The organism is Streptomyces sp. NPDC015127 (assembly GCF_043080095.1).
Lineage (GTDB): Bacteria > Actinomycetota > Actinomycetes > Streptomycetales > Streptomycetaceae > Streptomyces.
Map to the genome: position 1 here is coordinate 17,330 of NZ_JBIBVE010000003.1, position 13,251 is coordinate 30,580.

Genomic DNA, 13,251 nt, shown 5'->3' on the forward strand with positions numbered 1-13,251 from the left:
GCCCCACCTCGCGATCGTCCTCGGACACGACACCGTTCGAAAGGCAGGTTCACGGCATGAGCGTCATCAGTTGGATCGTCCTCGGGCTGCTCGCCGGGGCCATAGCCAAGATCCTGCTGCCCGGCCGCGACCCCGGCGGGCTGATCGGCACCACGTTGATCGGCGTCGCGGGCGCGTTCACCGGCGGGTGGCTGTCGGCCCGCTATCTGGACCGGCCGATAGCCAACGAGTTCTACGACGGCCCGACCTGGGTCGCGGCCATCGGCGGATCGCTCGTGCTGCTGATCGTCTACCGGCTCCTGTTCGGCCACTCCCGCTCCCGCTGACCACCCCGCGTCCCTGGCGGGCGGGTGCGCGCCGTGCGGTTACAGACCCGTCTCCCGCAGGGTGATGTTGAGCCGCCCGGCGGTCATCCCGGCCGCCGGATCCGCGGTGCCCGCGTACACCCGTGGCACGCCGTGGTACGCGAAACGGGACGGGCCGCCGAAGACGAACAGGTCCCCGGACAGCAACCGCACATCCGTGTAGGGCCGCCCCCGGTTCTCGGTGTTCCCGAAGCGGAAGAGGCAGGTGTCGCCGATGCTCAGCGACACCACCGGAGCTCCGGAGCGCTCCTCCTTGTCCTGGTGCATGCCCATCCGCGCCGCGCCGTCGTAGAAGTTGATCAACGCGGTGTCCGGGGTGTACGCCGCGGCGTCGCCGTACGTCCGGTCGCTCCCGTACGCCTCGGCCAGCGCTTCACGGCCCAGGTCGACCAGCCACTGCGGGAAGTCGGCGACCCGTTCGCCGTTCACGTCGTCCGCCGTGCGGGAGTAGTGGTACGGCTGCCAGTGCCAGCCCACGCACACCGTCCGCACCGACATCACGCCTCCGCCGGGGAGCACGGTGTGCCGCAGCGGCACCGGGCCGCGGGCCCAGGACCGGCACGCCTCGACGAGTTCCCGCTGCCGGGCCGGCGGCAGCCAGCCGGGCACATGGACCGCGCCGGGCGCGACGACGGCCCGCTGCCTCGGGAAGAGCGTGTCGTTCACGGCGCGAGCGCGCCCTCCAGCCCGAGGAGCCGCTCCTTGGACTCCAGGCCGCCGGCGTACCCCCGCAGGGCGCCGTCCGTGCCGATCACGCGATGGCACGGCCGCACGACGAGCAGCGGATTGCGCCCGATCGCAGTCCCCACGGCGCGCACACCGACCGCCGAGGTGCCGACCTGCTCGGCGATCTCCTTGTAGGTCGTTGTCCGCCCATACGGGACGTTTTCCAGCGCACGCCAGACCCGCCGCTGGAACGCGGTCCCGCTGTCGGTGTACTCGATCTCGAAGCGGGTCAGCCGGCCCGCGAAGTACGCGGACAGCTGGCGGCCGATCTCCTCGAAGGCCGCCGGGTCGCGGCGCCAGCCGTCCTGGACGACAGCTCCGCCCTTCTGCCCGGGCAGCGAGAGCGACGCGAGCGCGGTGCCGCCCTTCGCCGTGGCCGAGACCTCACCGACCAGCAGCAGTTCGCCCAACGGGCTGTCGACGACGTCGTACAGGGTGGTCATGACTCGCGTTCCTCCTTGCGGGATGTCGGTGCGGGGTGCCGTCGCGGACGCCCCTCGGGGCATCCGCGCCCGCTCGTCTACGAGTCTGCGTCCCTGAGGCTGCCCGGCGCTGGCGGAAATCGGACGTGGCCCCTCGGAACCCCCACCCACAGGGCGGGGGCGGAACGGCTCCGAGCCGCTCCGCCCCCGTCGCCCTGTACGGGCGTGCTACCTCACCGGTAGTTCACGAACTGCAGCGCGAAGTCGAAGTCCTGCCCCTTGAGCAGCGCCTGCACGGCCTGCAGGTCGTCCCGGCTCTTGGAGCTGACGCGCAGCTCGTCGCCCTGGACCTGCGCCTTGACGCCCTTCGGACCCTCGTCGCGGATGATCTTCGCGACCTTCTTGGCGTTCTCCTGGGAGATGCCCTCCTGGATCGACGCGAAGATCTTGTACTCCTTACCGGAGAGCTGCGGCTCGCCCGCGTCCAGCGCCTTCAGCGAGATACCCCGCTTGACCAGCTTCGTCTGGAAGACGTCCAGGATCGCGGCGACGCGGTCCTCGGAGTTCGCCTGCATCAGGATCTTCTCGCCGGACCAGGCGATCGAGGCGCCGACGTTCTTGAAGTCGTAGCGCTGCGAGATCTCCTTGGCGGCCTGGTTGAGGGCGTTGTCGACCTCCTGCCGCTCGACCTTCGAGACGATGTCGAAACTGGAGTCGGCCATGTCCTGTGGCTCCTTGTATCGAGTGCGTGGAGCGTGTCCGGAACGGCCCGGACCGCTCCGCCAAGCCTATGGGGTGTCCGGCCGATCAGGGCCGGACACCCTGGACCATCGGCACCTGCCGAGCCCTGATCAATCCGGTGGCGAAGCACCCCTGCACATCAGGTATCGTTTACGTCGTTGCCACGGAGCACCGCCCACAGCGGAGCCTCCCGGCGACATCCCATGGCGGTGTGCCCGAGTGGCCAATGGGAGCGGACTGTAAATCCGTCGGCTTAGCCTACCCAGGTTCGAATCCTGGCGCCGCCACGCGAAGAGATGGCCCCTGATCTGCGGAAACGCGAATCAGGGGCCATCGTCGTCGGAGCCGTCGGAGCCGTCGGAGCCGTCGGAGCCGTCGGAGCCGTCGGCAGGGCCGCGCCCTCTCACGCGGCCCCGTTCTCCCGCCCTACAGCGCCCGCAGCGCCTCGCCCAGGTCAGGGCCGTAGCTGCCCCAGCACTGGATGTCCCCGGCGTCGGAGACCAGGTCGCCCAGGTGCCAGTCGCCGTCATCCGCCTGGACCGCGCAGATGCCCTCGTCCAGGGCGATCGCGCATGCCGTCTTGAGGGGCTCGCCGTGCAGGGTGACGGTGCCGAGGGCGGTCAGCAGTCGGGCCTGCGGGCAGCCCGTGAGGCGCTGGACGTCCGGCAGGGCCCAGGGCTGCGGCAGGCCCTCGTCGCGGTGCTCGGCGGCGGGGAGCAGCTCGACCACGGCGTGGCCGAGCCGGGGCCGGATCCATTCGCCGTCGCGCTCGATTCCGAGCACGCCGCCGAGGAAGGCCATCTCGACCGTGCCGGCCGGGGTCTCCCAGCGGAACGGGACTCGGGAGACGTGGGACGGGAAGTCCGCCTCCTCGGTCGTGCCCGGGCCGAACGACTTCCGGGGGCATGGCCCGTCGTCGGTGTACCGGTGCGCGAAGAACGCGGTGATCCAGCCGGTGACGCGGTCGCCGCCGGAGGCCGACTCCCACTTGTAGAGCGAGCGCCAGAATTCGGGGTCGACACCCCACCCCGACGCCGTCGCGCCGATCGCGTCCAGCACCGGGTGCAGGGCGGTGAACCACGGCCGCAGGCCGTCGAACCATTCCGCGAGCTCCCGCACCCGGGCCGCCAGCAGCCGCCAGTCCCGGTCGGTGCCCTCCAGCCGGATGCGGGGGATGCCGCAGAGCGACTCCCACCGGAAGCGGTAGTACGGACTGACCGCGTCCATCAGCGCCACCAGCGCGGCCGTGGCGTCGGCGGACGTGGTGGTCGAGAAGGCGGGCTGGAAAAGGTCGGCCACGTCGTCGCCGATGCGGGCGCGCAGGGGACGTTGGACCAGGTTGATGGAACGTTCCCAGTCCAGTGGGGCGAAGTCGTCGCGGACGGTGATGGTCTGCCGGTGGCCCGGGGTGTCGGTGAACAGCCCTGCGTAGGTGTCGGCGTTCAGGCGGACGTGGACGGCCACCTCGTGCACGACGGCGTACCAGAACAGGTCGGGCGAGAGGCTCAGGGGCATGTGGGCCGTGAAGGACAGGTGGACGGCACGCAGCAGGAGGCTGGAGGCCGGCTCGGTGATCTCCGGCGCGGCGCTGGACCAGCCGAGGAGACGGCCGGTGCTGCGATGGTGGAAGCGTGCCTGGTCACGGAGCACCGCCCGCAGGAAGCGCTCGTTCCCGAGCTCGGTGAGCTCGGAGGCGAGCCGAGCGGCGTCGGCGTCCTCTTCGAGCGGCAGGTCCATCTCGAAAGCCATCCGCATCCCCCCGGATCATGATCGGCCCTGATCCTAGGAGAAGGCCTCAGTCCGCGAGGCGGAAGGCCAGTTCGATCTCCCAATTCGACGGGTCCGGCTCCACCCGCGGATCGGTCAGGTACGACTCCACGCGGCACGCCCAGTGCTCCACGCCGTCGACCTCGGTCATGTCCCAGGACAGGCCCTCCCGCGCCGCCCACGCGCGCAGGGCCGTCACCACGTCGGGCAACTGGGCGGGGTGGCCGTGGTGGTGGACCGTCGCGTAGCGGCCCGCGGGCAGCAGGGCCATGCCGATGTCGCCCTCCGGTTCCGGCATCGACGCGACCGGGATGCCCGCCTCGACCACCGACTCCGCGTCCATGGCAACCGTGTTGAAGCGGAAGAACGGCGCGCCCGCGAAGTCGGCCCCGCGGGCGTCCAGCCAGCCGATCAGTTCGGGCAGGCGGTCGGCGATGACGGCGAAGTCGTCCATCCGTACGGAACCGCGGATGTAGGCGTAGAGCTGCTCGCCGCGTTCGACGATCGCGGGGCTGATCTCGGGTTTCTGCCGGCTCATGACCTCAAGGACCTCGTGGGCGAAGGGAGTTCATCGGCGGATTGGCGGGAACCGGAGGCGCGTCAGTTGCCTGCGATGTCCTTGACGGCCACCGTCACCGGCACCGAGCCGGAGACGAGTTCCAGCGTCAGCCCCGCCGTCGCCGGTGTCTCCGTCATCTCGGCGAGCACCGCCGCCACGTCGTCGCGCGGGATCGAACCGCGCCCGGTCGACGCCTCCAGCCGCACCAGGCCCTTGCCGGCGTCGTTCGTGAGCGTGCCGGGCCGCAGGATCGTCCAGTCGAGGCCGGACTTGCCGCGTACGTAGTCGTCCGCCTCGCCCTTCGCCCGCAGGTACACGTCGAACACCTCGTCGCCCTCGTGCCGTGCGTCCGCGCCCATCGTCGAGACGACGATGTGCCGCCGTACGTGCGCCCGTTCCGCCGCGTCGGCGAAGAGCATGGCCGCGCCGCGGTCCACGGTGCCCTTGCGCTCGGCACCGCTGCCGGGGCCCGCGCCGGCCGCGAAGACGGCCGCGTCCGCGCCCTGCAGCACCGCCGCGACCTCCTCGACGGAAGCCGACTCCAGATCCATCAGCACCGGTTCGGCTCCCGCTTCCCGCAGGTCGTCGCCCTGTTCCCGCTTGCGGATGATGCCCGCGACCTCGTGCCCGCCCGCCGAGAGCAGCCGCTCCAGCCTGCGCGCGATCTGACCGTGTCCACCAGCGATGACAATGCGCATGCCTACGACCGTACGTCCGAAACGCGGCCTGCGCTCAGGGACAGCCGTCCGGCCGCCCCTGGCGCGGCAGTTCGAGCGCGACGGCCGCCGCGGAGTCGCAGTACTCGCGTACCGCGCTGGTGCGGGCCACCACGCGCCCGCGGTGGATGACGATACGGCTGTAGGCCAGGGACAGCACGCCCGAGATCCGGTCGCCGCGCACGGCGAGCAGCTCCGCGGGGAAGCCCGCCTCGACCCGCACCTCCGGCAGGCCCATCACCCTGCGCGCGGTGCCGGCCACGCGGTCGTACGCGTCCGATGGCGCCATCCCCGCCTGCGAGGCCAGCAGGTAGGCGGCCTCCAGCGGGTCTCCCCGGCCCACCGGGTTGGCGACGACGTCGCGCAGGGCGCCACTGCCCGCGGCGACCGTCACACCGGCGGCCCGCAGCAGCCGCACAGGCGCGTTGCCCCGCTGTTCGACGCCCGCGCAGCCGCCCTGGGGCAGCGAGACCACGGTGACGCCGGCGGCCGCCAGCTGGTCGGCGGCGCGGCCGGCGATGTCGCGCGGCAGCCGGGCGAGTCCGGCGCAGGGTCCGATCGTCACCCCCGGACGCAGCCCGCCGGCCATGGCGGCCAGCCGGGCGAGGCGGGCCGGGTCGTCACCGTGGGTGTGCAGATCGACCGGGCAGCCGTGCTCGGCGGCGATGTCCAGGACCGTCTCCGCGTACCCGGTGGGGTCGGGATCGGCGTCCGGGCAGCCGCCGACCACACCCGCGCCCATCTTCATCGCGTCCCGCAGGAGCGCCAGCCCCTCGGCGCCCGCGACACCCGTCAGCAGCCGCGGCACGGCGACGGCGGTCAGATCGGCGAGGCCGCGCAGCGCAAGCCGGGCCTGGAGCACCGCCTCCAGCGCGCCGAGCCCCTGCACGTCCCCGATGCGCACGTGGGAGCGCAGCGCGGTCGCCCCGTGCCCCAGCTGCAGCAGCGCCGCCTCGGTGGCGCGCCGCTGGATGTCCCCGGTGTCGTACGAGACGGGGCCGGGGGTCTCCGCGCTGAGCGCCGTGTCGCCGTGGGTGTGCGGCTCGGCGGGGGCGGGCAGCAGCAGGAAGCCCGTCAGGTCGAGCCGTGCGGCGTGCGGGGGCAGGCTGCCGGCCGTGCCGACCGCCTCGATGCGGCCGCCGCCGAGCCGTACGTCGACGGTGCGGCCGTCCGTGAGCCGGGCGCCGCAGAGCAGCAGCGCTGTGGAGTCGGCGGTCGCGCCGTCGGGGGGCTGCGGCTGGCTGTCGGGCATCGCGCTCCTGTGGGGGCGGTCGGGCTCGGGGCTTGGGGACCGGCGGAAACCGGCTGTCAGTCAGGAGGGTCCGGAGGGCCGGAGGAACCGGAGAGGATCACGCAGCGTGAGTCGAGCCTAGGGCGGCTCGTCATGGCCTTCGAGGAAGAGCGCAATAGTCGTACCGGTGGGGTCGCACGTGTCGAACGTGGCGTACGGGACGCCCGGGGCGTCCGAGGAGAAAGCCCGACAACGGGGGCGCGGCCGCGGGGTGACGGGCGGGCGACATGGGCGACGCAGGGGGAGGCGTGGGGCAGGAGTGCAGGCCGGGGGCACCGCCCGGTGGGGGGCCGCCCGGGGGCCCGGGAAACGGATTTGGGCGATCGGCGGGCGACCGTGTAATGTCTTCATCGCTCGCCCCAATAGCTCAGTCGGCAGAGCGTCTCCATGGTAAGGAGAAGGTCTACGGTTCGATTCCGTATTGGGGCTCTGGTGCGGTAGCCCTCACCTCCGGGTGAGGGGACTCCGTGTCAAAGCGGTGTAGCTCAGTCGGTAGAGCAAGCGGCTCATAATCGCTGTGTCACCGGTTCAAGTCCGGTCACCGCTACACACAGTAGCCGATTGTGGGGTCGGTCCTTCGATCGGCTACTCTTTTCTGCGTTCATCCGTCCATCCGTCCGTCAAGGAGCACTCACGTGGCTGCCACCGACGTCCGCCCGAAGATCACGCTGGCCTGCGTGGAGTGCAAGGAGCGGAACTACATCACCAAGAAGAACCGGCGCAACAACCCGGACCGTCTTGAGATGAAGAAGCACTGCCCGCGCTGCAACTCGCACACGGCGCACCGCGAAACGCGCTGAATCAGGCTCGTGCACGAGGCCGCCCCCAGCTGGGGGCGGCCTCGTGTCGTTTGTCGCCGTCACTCCGGGACAGGTCCCGCTTCGGGGCCGGTCCGCACACTCTGGGATCAGTCCCCCTTGGGGGGCTCAATCAGGAGGGAGCCAGTCCATGGCGCTCGACCAGTCCTTCGTCGGGCGGACCTATCCGCCCACCGCACCCTATGAGGTGGGCCGGGAGAAGATCCGCGAGTTCGCCGAGGCGGTGGGCGACGCGAACCCCGCGTACACCGACCGGGATGCGGCCGCGGCGCTCGGGCACCCCGATGTGATCGCTCCGCCGACCTTTGTGTTCGCCATCACGTTCAAGGCGGCGGGCGAGGTGGTACAGGATCCGCAGCTGGGGCTGGACTACAGTCGCGTGGTCCACGGCGACCAGAAGTTCGCGTACCGGCGCCCGGTGCGGGCGGGGGACCGCCTGACGGTCACCTCGACCATCGAGTCGATCAAGTCCCTCGCGGGCAATGATGTGCTCGACATCCGTGGTGAGGTGCACGACGAGGCCGGCGAGCACGTGGTGACCGCCTGGACCAAGCTGGTGGCGCGGGCCGCCGAGGAGGCGTGATGGCAGCGAAGATCGCATACGCGGACGTCGAGGTCGGCACCGAGCTGCCGGCGCAGAGTTTTCCCGTGACGCGCGCCACGCTGGTGCAGTACGCGGGCGCCTCCGGCGACTTCAACCCGATCCACTGGAACGAGAAGTTCGCCGTCGAGGTCGGTCTGCCGGACGTGATAGCGCACGGGATGTTCACGATGGCCGAGGCGGCCCGTGTGGTGACGGACTGGCTGGGCGACCCGGGCGCGGTGGTCGAGTACGGCGTGCGCTTCACCAAGCCGGTCGTCGTGCCGAACGACGACAAGGGCGCGGTCATCGAGGTCACCGCCAAGGTCGGCGCGCTCCTGGACGACAAGCGGGTGCGGGTGGACCTCACGGCCACGAGCGGCGGGCAGAAGGTGCTGGGCATGTCCCGCGCGGTGGTCCAGCTCGCCTGAGCGGTACGCGGAGTGTGAGGGGCGCCGGCCTCGGACGTGCTCCCTAGGTAAGGGGCGCTCGTTGGTACGGGCGCCCCTTACGTGCGCTCCAGCGGTTGACGTAATTAGTAATTGGTCACTAACTTAGCTACATGGTCAGGATGAGTGCGGAGGAGCGGCGCGAGAGCGTCGTGCGGGCGGCGATCACCGAGTTCGCGCGCGCCGGCTACCAGGGGACGTCGACCGAGGTCATCGCCAAGCGGGTCGGTGTGTCCCAGCCGTATCTGTTCCGTCTCTTCCCGAACAAGCAGGCCATCTTCCTCGCCGCCTCCGCGCGGTGCCTGGCCGACACCCGCCGGGTCTTCGACGAGGCCGCCGAAGGGCTCGCGGGGGAGGAGGCCCTGGCCGCGATGGCGGCCGCATATCAGCGCCTGATCGCGGAGGACCCCGACAAGCTGCTGATGCAGATGCAGACGTACGTCGCGGTGGCGGCGGCCGAGGCCGCGGGCGACCACGCGTTCGGCGAGCAGGTGCGGGCCGGGTGGCTGGAGCTGTGGGACGCGGTCCACCTCCACCTCGGTGCGGACGTGGGCGAGACGACCACGTTCCTGGCCTACGGGATGCTGGTCAACGTCCTGGTGTCCATCGGTTTCCCCGCCGACCACCGCGTCTGGTCCGGTTTCTACCTCGCCGCACGCCCCGCCGGATACTGACCCGGCACCGAGCGCGATCAGTGCTCTTCTCTGGCCGCACAAGTTAGTAATCAATAACTAACCCTCTGGGGGAGCAGTGAACCAGAAGCAGCAGGTGCCCCGCGGCAGTGCCGCCTGGGCCCTCGTGATCACCAGCGTCGCCGGCTTCATGGCGGCCCTCGACAATCTCGTCGTCACCACCGCCCTCCCCTCCATCCGGGAGGACCTCGGCGGCGCGCTCGAAGACCTGGAATGGACGGTGAACGCGTACACGCTCACCTTCGCCGTCCTGCTGATGCTGGGAGCTGCCCTCGGCGACCGCTTCGGCCGGCGCAGGCTCTTCGTCGTGGGCCTGACGATCTTCACCGGAGCCTCCGCCGCGGCCGCCCTCGCCTCGGGGATCGACGCCCTCGTCGCCGCCCGCGCGGTGCAGGGCGTCGGGGCCGCGATCATGATGCCGCTCACGCTGACGCTGCTCACCGCCGCCGTCCCCGCCGCACGCAGGGGCGCGGCACTGGGGATCTTCAGCGCCGTCACCGGCCTCGCCGTCGCCAGTGGACCCCTCATCGGCGGAAGCCTGACCGAGCACATGTCCTGGCAGTGGATCTTCTGGCTGAACGTGCCGATCGGCCTCGCCCTGCTGCCCCTCGCCCGCCTGCGTCTCGCCGAGTCGTACGCCCCTGACGCCCGCCTGGACGTCCCCGGCACCCTGCTCGTCAGCGGCGGCCTCTTCGGCATCGTCTACGGCCTCGTCAACGGAAACGCGCACGGGTGGACCAGTACCCGCGTCCTGTTCGCCCTGACAGCCGGCACCGTGCTGCTGGTCTCCTTCGTGTGGCACGGCCACGTCGCCGCGAAGCCGATGCTGCCGATGCGGCTCTTCCGCAACCGCGCCTTCTTCGGCATCAACATCGCGAGCCTGCTGATGTTCCTCGGCATGTTCGGCTCGATCTTCCTGCTCAGCCAGTTCCTGCAGGGCGTCGCGGGCTACTCGCCCACCGAGGCCGGGCTGCGGATGCTGCCGTGGACCGGGATGCCGCTGCTCGTCGCACCCGTAGCCGGCTACCTCTCCGACCGGATGGGCGGCCGCCCGGTCGTCGCCGCCGGCCTGGCGCTCCAGGCGATCGGCCTCGGACTGTTCGCCCTGGTCATCGAGCCCGGGGTGTCGTACGCGGCACAGCTGCCCGCGCTGATCCTCGGCGGCATCGGCATGGCCATGTACTTCGCGCCCGCCGCCAGCGTCGTGATGTCCAGCGTCCGGCCCGCCGAACACGGCATCGCCTCCGGTGCGAACAACGCCCTGCGCGAGGTCGGCGGCGCCCTCGGCATCGCGGTGCTCGGCGCGGTCTTCGCGGCCCAGGGAGGGTACGAGTCGGCCCGGGCGTTCACCGACGGCACCGTGCCCGCCCTGTGGATCGGCGCGGGCGTGGTGGCCGTGGCCGCCCTCGTCGCGCTCATGATCCCGGGGGGCCGGACCACGCCCGACGGGCCCGGGAGCGACGCCCCGGTGCGCAGCACCGCGGACGCCGAGCCCGAGCCGATCGCCGTCTGACCGCGGTCCGCCCGTACGGCCCCGGTCCGTGGCCCCGCCCGAGCGGCGCGGCCACGGACCGTACCCTTGTCCCCGTGCAGGAACTTCACGACGCCCCCCTCGCCCCCCTGACCACCTTCCGCCTCGGCGGCCCCGCGACGCGTCTCGTGGTGGCCACCACCGACGACGAGGTGGTCTCCGTCGTCCGCGAGGCGGACGACGCCGGGACTCCGCTGCTGATCATCGGCGGCGGGAGCAACCTGGTCATCGGTGACAAGGGCTTCGACGGCACCGCCCTGCGCATCGCCACCCGCGGCTTCGCGCTCGACGGGACGCGGCTGGAGCTCGCCGCGGGCGAGGTCTGGACCGACGCGGTGGCCCGCACGGTCGAAGCCGGCCTTGCCGGCATCGAATGCCTCGCCGGGATCCCCGGCTCGGCGGGCGCCACCCCGATCCAGAACGTCGGCGCGTACGGCCAGGAGGTCTCGGGCACCATCACCGAGGTCGTCGCGTACGACCGCACGACGGGCGAGACCGTGACGCTGTCCAACGAGGAGTGCGCCTTCTCCTACCGGCACAGCCGCTTCAAGCAGCACCCCGAGCGCTACGTCGTGCTGCGCGTGCGGTTCGCCCTCGAGGACGCGGGCGGCCTGTCCGCCCCCGTGAAGTACGCGGAGACCGCCAAGGCCCTCGGCGTCGGGGTGGGCGAACGGGTCCCGGCCGCCGACGCACGGGAGACCGTGCTGCGGCTGCGCGCCGGCAAGGGCATGGTCCTGGACCCCGAGGACCACGACACCTGGTCGGCGGGGTCGTTCTTCACCAACCCGATCCTCACCGCGGCCGAGTACGAGACGTTCCTCGGCCGCGTACGCGACCGGCTCGGCGACGACGTCGCCGCGCCCGCCTACCCCGCGGGTGACGGCCGCACCAAGACCTCCGCCGCCTGGCTGATCGACCGCGCGGGCTTCACCAAGGGCTACGGCTCCGGACCGGCCCGGATCTCCACCAAGCACGCTCTCGCGCTCACCAACCGGGGCGAGGCCACCACCGAGGACCTGCTGGCGCTGGCCCGCGAAGTGGTGGCCGGGGTGCGGGACGCCTTCGGCGTGACGCTGGTCAACGAGCCGGTGACGGTCGGCGTCAGCCTCTAGGGTCGGCCCCGAGCCTCCGGGCCCGGGCCCTCGGCACGTGGCGGCGTACGGTCACCGACGCGAACTCCAGCCGTCGTCGCGGAACAGGCCCGCCGTCTGGCCGACGCGGCCCGATCAGCGCCGGTCCCGCCCGGCTCGTCAGTACGCGACGCCGACGCCCTGTCCGACCGTCGCCGGGTCGTCCGTCATGGCGAGCATCGCGTGGGCCACGTCCGCCCGGCCGATCGTCCGGGCACTGCGCGGATTGCCCCCGACGGCCGTGCGGTAGCGGCCGGTCAGCGGCTTGTCGAGCAGCCGGGGCGGACGCACGGCCGTCCAGTCCGTGGCGCTGCGCGCCAGCTCGGCCTCCATGACCCGCAGGTCCGCGTAGATGTCCTTCAGGACGGAACCGACCACGGACATCATGGCGCGGTCCAGCAGCGGCTCCGGCTCCGTCGCCCTGCCCAGCGGGGCCGCGCTGACCACCAGGAGCCGCCGCGTGCGCTCGGCCTCCATCGCCGCCAGCACCGACCGGGTCAGCCGGGCGGCGATCCCGGCGTCGGACTTCCTGCGGGCACCGAGCCCGGACAGGACCGCGTCCCGCCCGGCGACGGCCGGGCGCAGTGCGCCGGGGTCCCGGAGGTCGGCCGTGAAGACGTCGAGACCGTCACCGGACACGGTGAGGCGGGCGGGGTCGCGCACCACGGCCGTGACCCGATGCCCCGCGGCCAGGGCCTGCCGGACGATCTCCTGGCCGACTCCCCCGGTCGCACCGAAAACTGTGAGCCTCATTGCGCGCACCCTCCTCGGGTGGGTAAGTGTTCACTCACCACTAGGGTGAGTGTGTACTCACCCACTCGTCAAGCCGCCAGGAGCAGGCATGGAGCAGAAGCCGACCCGCGTCCGCATCGTTGACGCCGCGCGTGAGCTGATGCTGTCCCTCGGCCTGGCGCGCACGACCACCAAGGAGATCGCGAAGGCCGCCGGCTGCTCCGAGGCGGCGCTCTACAAACACTTCTCCAGCAAGGAGGAGCTGTTCGTGACCGTGCTGGGCGAACGCCTGCCGAAGCTGGGCGCCCTGCTGAGCACCCTGGCCGTGGACCCCGGCGGGGCGAGCGTCGAGGAGAACCTGGCCGACATCGCCCGCCACGCCGCCCTCTTCTACGAGCAGACCTTCCCCATGGCCGCCTCGCTGTACGCCGAGCCCCAGCTCAAGCGCCGCCACGAAGAGGCCATGCGCCAGATGCGGACCGGCCCGCACAAGCCGATCGAGGGCCTCGCCGCCTATCTGCGCACCGAGCAGCAGGCGGGCCGCATCAGCCCCGACGCGGACACGTACGCGGCGGCGTCACTCCTCCTCGGCGCCTGCGCCCAGCGCGCGTTCGCGTACGAGATGACGCCCGACCGCAGGCCCCCACAGCCGCTGGACGAGTTCGCCGCAGGGCTCGCGCGCACGCTGCTGCGCGGAATCTCCGTTGCGGACGGTCCCCGCTGAGCGCCACG

16 protein-coding genes and 3 tRNA genes are annotated in these 13,251 nt (G+C 71.8%); 11 read left to right on the forward strand and 8 right to left on the reverse strand.

Annotation, left to right across the window (positions count from 1 at the left end):
• Window positions 1–56 precede the first annotated feature (56 nt).
• A complete protein-coding gene (locus ACF08N_RS06315) occupies window positions 57–326 on the forward strand; it encodes a GlsB/YeaQ/YmgE family stress response membrane protein (protein ID WP_392323451.1) in 270 nt (89 codons plus the stop codon).
• A 39-nt stretch (window positions 327–365) separates the two neighbouring features.
• Here ACF08N_RS06315 and ACF08N_RS06320 read toward each other — a convergent pair whose 3' ends face one another.
• The 3 genes from ACF08N_RS06320 to ACF08N_RS06330 form a co-directional block, all read right to left on the reverse strand.
• On the reverse strand, window positions 366–1,031 hold the full coding sequence (locus ACF08N_RS06320; protein ID WP_392323452.1) for an alpha-ketoglutarate-dependent dioxygenase AlkB family protein: 666 nt from the start codon (window positions 1,029–1,031) through the stop codon (window positions 366–368).
• Entirely contained in the window at window positions 1,028–1,534 is a 507-nt protein-coding gene (locus ACF08N_RS06325; protein WP_392323453.1) for a methylated-DNA--[protein]-cysteine S-methyltransferase, read from the reverse strand. Before ACF08N_RS06325 ends, ACF08N_RS06320 begins: the two co-directional genes overlap by 4 nt.
• A 212-nt stretch (window positions 1,535–1,746) precedes the next feature.
• On the reverse strand, window positions 1,747–2,235 hold the full coding sequence (locus ACF08N_RS06330) for a YajQ family cyclic di-GMP-binding protein (protein WP_392323454.1): 489 nt from the start codon (window positions 2,233–2,235) through the stop codon (window positions 1,747–1,749).
• 224 nt (window positions 2,236–2,459) lie between these two features.
• Here ACF08N_RS06330 and ACF08N_RS06335 point away from each other — a divergent pair.
• Window positions 2,460–2,541, forward strand: a tRNA-Tyr gene (locus tag ACF08N_RS06335).
• Window positions 2,542–2,680: 139 nt separating this feature from the next.
• On the opposite strand, the gene ACF08N_RS06340 is transcribed toward ACF08N_RS06335, so the two are convergent.
• The 4 genes from ACF08N_RS06340 to ACF08N_RS06355 form a co-directional block, all read right to left on the reverse strand.
• Window positions 2,681–4,003: a DUF4419 domain-containing protein gene (locus ACF08N_RS06340; protein ID WP_392323455.1), complete on the reverse strand. Its 1,323-nt coding sequence runs from the start codon at window positions 4,001–4,003 to the stop codon at window positions 2,681–2,683.
• 46 nt (window positions 4,004–4,049) lie between these two features.
• Window positions 4,050–4,559, reverse strand: coding sequence for a GyrI-like domain-containing protein (locus ACF08N_RS06345; protein WP_392323456.1), 510 nt, complete (start codon window positions 4,557–4,559; stop codon window positions 4,050–4,052).
• Between the two features lie 62 nt (window positions 4,560–4,621).
• Window positions 4,622–5,278, reverse strand: a complete 657-nt coding sequence (locus tag ACF08N_RS06350; RefSeq protein ID WP_392323457.1) for an SDR family oxidoreductase — start codon at window positions 5,276–5,278, stop codon at window positions 4,622–4,624.
• 34 nt (window positions 5,279–5,312) lie between these two features.
• A complete protein-coding gene (locus ACF08N_RS06355; protein ID WP_392323458.1) occupies window positions 5,313–6,548 on the reverse strand; it encodes an amidohydrolase family protein in 1,236 nt (411 codons plus the stop codon).
• A 395-nt stretch (window positions 6,549–6,943) separates the two neighbouring features.
• Here ACF08N_RS06355 and ACF08N_RS06360 point away from each other — a divergent pair.
• From ACF08N_RS06360 to ACF08N_RS06395, 8 genes are all read left to right on the forward strand, one after another.
• Window positions 6,944–7,016: transfer RNA gene (locus tag ACF08N_RS06360), tRNA-Thr, on the forward strand.
• A gap of 45 nt (window positions 7,017–7,061) precedes the next feature.
• Window positions 7,062–7,134: transfer RNA gene (locus tag ACF08N_RS06365), tRNA-Met, on the forward strand.
• A gap of 88 nt (window positions 7,135–7,222) precedes the next feature.
• Entirely contained in the window at window positions 7,223–7,387 is a 165-nt protein-coding gene (gene rpmG / locus ACF08N_RS06370; protein WP_003956487.1) for a 50S ribosomal protein L33, read from the forward strand.
• A 148-nt stretch (window positions 7,388–7,535) separates the two neighbouring features.
• Window positions 7,536–7,988: a MaoC family dehydratase N-terminal domain-containing protein gene (locus ACF08N_RS06375; protein ID WP_392323459.1), complete on the forward strand. Its 453-nt coding sequence runs from the start codon at window positions 7,536–7,538 to the stop codon at window positions 7,986–7,988.
• A complete protein-coding gene (locus tag ACF08N_RS06380) occupies window positions 7,988–8,416 on the forward strand; it encodes a MaoC family dehydratase (protein ID WP_392323460.1) in 429 nt (142 codons plus the stop codon). Before ACF08N_RS06375 ends, ACF08N_RS06380 begins: the two co-directional genes overlap by 1 nt.
• 131 nt (window positions 8,417–8,547) lie before the next feature.
• Complete coding sequence (locus ACF08N_RS06385) at window positions 8,548–9,108, forward strand: TetR/AcrR family transcriptional regulator (RefSeq protein ID WP_392323461.1); 561 nt, start codon at window positions 8,548–8,550, stop codon at window positions 9,106–9,108.
• Window positions 9,109–9,184: 76 nt separating this feature from the next.
• The gene (locus ACF08N_RS06390; protein WP_392323462.1) at window positions 9,185–10,639 is read left to right on the forward strand and encodes an MFS transporter; all 1,455 of its coding nucleotides are present in this window, start codon (window positions 9,185–9,187) and stop codon (window positions 10,637–10,639) included.
• Window positions 10,636–11,769 (forward strand): UDP-N-acetylmuramate dehydrogenase, encoded by a 1,134-nt coding sequence (locus ACF08N_RS06395; protein WP_392323899.1) that lies wholly within the window; start codon window positions 10,636–10,638, stop codon window positions 11,767–11,769. The genes ACF08N_RS06390 and ACF08N_RS06395 overlap by 4 nt, the downstream gene beginning before the upstream one ends.
• Before the next feature lie 138 nt (window positions 11,770–11,907).
• On the opposite strand, the gene ACF08N_RS06400 is transcribed toward ACF08N_RS06395, so the two are convergent.
• A complete protein-coding gene (locus ACF08N_RS06400; protein ID WP_392323463.1) occupies window positions 11,908–12,540 on the reverse strand; it encodes an NAD(P)-dependent oxidoreductase in 633 nt (210 codons plus the stop codon).
• 88 nt (window positions 12,541–12,628) lie between these two features.
• Between ACF08N_RS06400 and ACF08N_RS06405 the strand changes: the two genes are divergently transcribed.
• Complete coding sequence (locus tag ACF08N_RS06405) at window positions 12,629–13,243, forward strand: TetR/AcrR family transcriptional regulator (RefSeq protein WP_392323464.1); 615 nt, start codon at window positions 12,629–12,631, stop codon at window positions 13,241–13,243.
• Window positions 13,244–13,251 lie beyond the last annotated feature (8 nt).

What these genes read in the sequence shown, in the direction of transcription:
- ACF08N_RS06315 (WP_392323451.1), top strand. Translation starts at nt 57, where the DNA reads ATGAGCGTCATCAGTTGGATCGTCCTCGGGCTGCTCGCCGGGGCCATA.
- ACF08N_RS06325 (WP_392323453.1), bottom strand. Translation starts at nt 1,534, where the DNA reads ATGACCACCCTGTACGACGTCGTCGACAGCCCGTTGGGCGAACTGCTG.
- ACF08N_RS06330 (WP_392323454.1), bottom strand. Translation starts at nt 2,235, where the DNA reads ATGGCCGACTCCAGTTTCGACATCGTCTCGAAGGTCGAGCGGCAGGAG.
- ACF08N_RS06340 (WP_392323455.1), bottom strand. Translation starts at nt 4,003, where the DNA reads ATGGCTTTCGAGATGGACCTGCCGCTCGAAGAGGACGCCGACGCCGCT.
- ACF08N_RS06345 (WP_392323456.1), bottom strand. Translation starts at nt 4,559, where the DNA reads ATGAGCCGGCAGAAACCCGAGATCAGCCCCGCGATCGTCGAACGCGGC.
- ACF08N_RS06350 (WP_392323457.1), bottom strand. Translation starts at nt 5,278, where the DNA reads ATGCGCATTGTCATCGCTGGTGGACACGGTCAGATCGCGCGCAGGCTG.
- ACF08N_RS06355 (WP_392323458.1), bottom strand. Translation starts at nt 6,548, where the DNA reads ATGCCCGACAGCCAGCCGCAGCCCCCCGACGGCGCGACCGCCGACTCC.
- ACF08N_RS06375 (WP_392323459.1), top strand. Translation starts at nt 7,536, where the DNA reads ATGGCGCTCGACCAGTCCTTCGTCGGGCGGACCTATCCGCCCACCGCA.
- ACF08N_RS06380 (WP_392323460.1), top strand. Translation starts at nt 7,988, where the DNA reads ATGGCAGCGAAGATCGCATACGCGGACGTCGAGGTCGGCACCGAGCTG.
- ACF08N_RS06385 (WP_392323461.1), top strand. Translation starts at nt 8,548, where the DNA reads ATGGTCAGGATGAGTGCGGAGGAGCGGCGCGAGAGCGTCGTGCGGGCG.
- ACF08N_RS06400 (WP_392323463.1), bottom strand. Translation starts at nt 12,540, where the DNA reads ATGAGGCTCACAGTTTTCGGTGCGACCGGGGGAGTCGGCCAGGAGATC.
- ACF08N_RS06405 (WP_392323464.1), top strand. Translation starts at nt 12,629, where the DNA reads ATGGAGCAGAAGCCGACCCGCGTCCGCATCGTTGACGCCGCGCGTGAG.